Source organism: Aeromonas sobria, from assembly GCF_006243315.1.
GTDB classification, from domain to species: domain Bacteria; phylum Pseudomonadota; class Gammaproteobacteria; order Enterobacterales; family Aeromonadaceae; genus Aeromonas; species Aeromonas sobria_A.
The window spans coordinates 1-2,614 of record NZ_NKWE01000100.1 but is presented as its reverse complement, the minus strand read 5'-3'; the positions used below and the strand labels follow the sequence as shown (position 1 = coordinate 2,614).

The 2,614-nt window shown below is 34.2% G+C and carries 1 protein-coding gene; it reads right to left on the bottom strand.

The genetic code is table 11. The features are described 5' to 3' along the window. Positions 1-137: 137 nt before the first annotated feature. Positions 138-2,372, bottom strand: a complete 2,235-nt coding sequence (locus CF137_RS21925; RefSeq protein WP_139719231.1) for a TonB-dependent hemoglobin/transferrin/lactoferrin family receptor — start codon at positions 2,370-2,372, stop codon at positions 138-140. Between the last annotated feature and the right edge of the window lie 242 nt (positions 2,373-2,614).

Here is a 2,614-nt window from a genome sequence, read left to right as displayed (position 1 = left end):
TTTCTGATGATGAAGGCGCGATCAACTTGTTCGCGCCTTCCCTAACATAACGAAGTAGAAATATATATTACTTCTGAAGGAGATGAAAATTAATGATTTGCATCTCCTTTAAGGTATAGTATCAAATAAAGTTTTTGTCAGAAAATAAATGCTAATTCAGCAGAGAAATTTCTACCTGGAGAAGTGAGCCTACTCAACCCCTTTCCTTGCTCATCAATCATGTTGGTTGTGCCAAACTCTGGAATGCTTCGCATAGCATCCCATGTTGTATATTCTTGATTGAAGACATTGAAAATCCCTGCTCTGAAGAACGCAAAGTCAGTAATTTGATATTTACCAATCAAATCAAAAACAAAATAGGAGTCATTAACATACTTCCACTCTTTACCATTCCTAATGGCATCGCTTAACTTTTTACCTTTTGAATACGTTAACATACCATCTATTTCAAATTCCCCATTAGATGATGAGTACTTCAGATCGGTTATATTTTTAAGTGGTTGAACTGCCATTAAAGAGTCGCCATTAGATGCTCGACCATGTTGATAAGATATTTTGTTCTCTATGGACAATCCAGGTAGAAAAATGTTTGCATCAAGTTTTATTGATGCATCGACACCGTTTATTTGTGCTGAATCTATGTTTGTGTACTGTAAGTGATTCTGGGGTAAAAACTCAGGCCCCCATTGCGGATGCCAAGGATTGGTCGTTAATCTTTCACTTTGCTTAAGATCAATAAAATCACTATATTTTGTATGATATCCATTAATAGCCGCATTAATAATGCCTTTTTCAACCTTTAATGATATTTCATTAGTTATTGCACTTTCCTCTTTAAGTTCATTATTAGGTTCAAGGCGGTTTGCGGCCCCATCTGTCCCAAAGTCAAAATATAACTCTTGTGCTGTTGGTGTTCTAAATCCTTTGCCCAATTTATATGATACTGTAGTGCTTTCAATGGGCTTATAGTCTAACCCAAAACCCATTGATAAAACAGAATAATTATGCGCTATATAATGATGCTCTTTATTACCTGTTGTGCTTGGTTTACTTTGCCCAGGTTTATGTGCAACCCAATCTTTTCTAATACCTAAATGTAGATTTGTTGCTGAATTAAGCTTAATCTGATCAAATAATGATATATTATACTCTTCACTTTTTACTGGTGTGATAATTGAATAGTTTTCGTCAAGTTTGTCATTTGAAAAGAAAGTTGTATCAACGTTTTCATTTTTTAATTTCTTTATTTTTAGCCCGCTAGATAATGCGAACTCATGGTCGATATTAAATGTACTTGCTTTGTCAAAGTCCATTGACATCTTTAGTGTTTTATTATCTTGTTTAATTCGCCTGTTATATATCTGTTCAGTTTTATTTGTTTTGATTTTTTGCACAATACTAATGGCTGATTGATCTATAGACTGTTGTCCAGCAGATATTTTTAGCTTTTTAATAAAACCATTTTGCTCTCGCTCATAGTAAGCTCCAAGGGAGCCTGCTAATGAAAGATCATCTCCAAGTCTCGCGTCTGATCCAAATAGCTCCCACGACTTTTCATCTGTTTTTGTTTTTTCTTTTTTTTCATTCCAAGAAAACCCCAGTGTATCCTTTTCAGTAAGATAAGCATTCAGCTTTATAAGTGTTGCATTACTATTTGTTTTTCGTGGATCTGGAGTTCCCCTTGATCGACCGTAGACATCATTATCTGGTGAGTGATTTTTATTTTCATGCATTTTTCTGTATGTATTTAGTATCATGAAGTCGATATATGAATTGCCACTAGCGAAACCTATCGTTTCTTTTTTTTGATCATTTCTAGAATAGAAGGCACTTTTCGATATAAAACCAAAACCTTTTTTCTCATCTATTATGTCAGATGGAGATAATGTTTCATATGAAATACTACCACCCATAGAACCACTGCCATTTAAAATAGAATCAGATCCTCTATTGATCGTAACTTTTTTAAGCCAATCAACCTCGGTTTCATTAATTGTGCCATTAAAATACCCATATCCTTTATATATTTCATTGTTAAATGTTTCTGCTTGTTGTATGCCATCAACAAAAATACCAACACGATCACCATCAACTCCACGAATAGCTAGACCATTGGAGCCGAATCTACCACCATCAGTAACGCCGATATCCGGTTGTGTACGGAGCAAACTTTTTAAGTCATAAGCTAAATTTTTAGATATATCCTTTTGATCAATGGTAATTGCATTTATGTCATGATTCCGTTTACCTTTTATAATCATAACTTCATTAGGTTCACTTGCAAAGACGATAAATGGTGTACAACAAAATGTAATGATAAATCTATTTTTTATTAAAAACATATCATAACCCGTAGATGCGAATGATAACAATTACCATTATCCTTTTCAAGGTAAAGAATTGCAAGCATTTAAAATAGATATACTGCTTGTTGCTACTTCGCCGCCTTTATTGACTGAAATGATTTTAATCGATTGGCTGACTGACTTAGTCATCGAAATTGTAAATAACAAAAACACTAATAGTTGAATATCCCCCAGTTCCCTAGACACCTCACAGCCTTAAAATGAGGCAACTATTGGAGGTGTTATGACCCGTCAGCGTTATCCAGAAA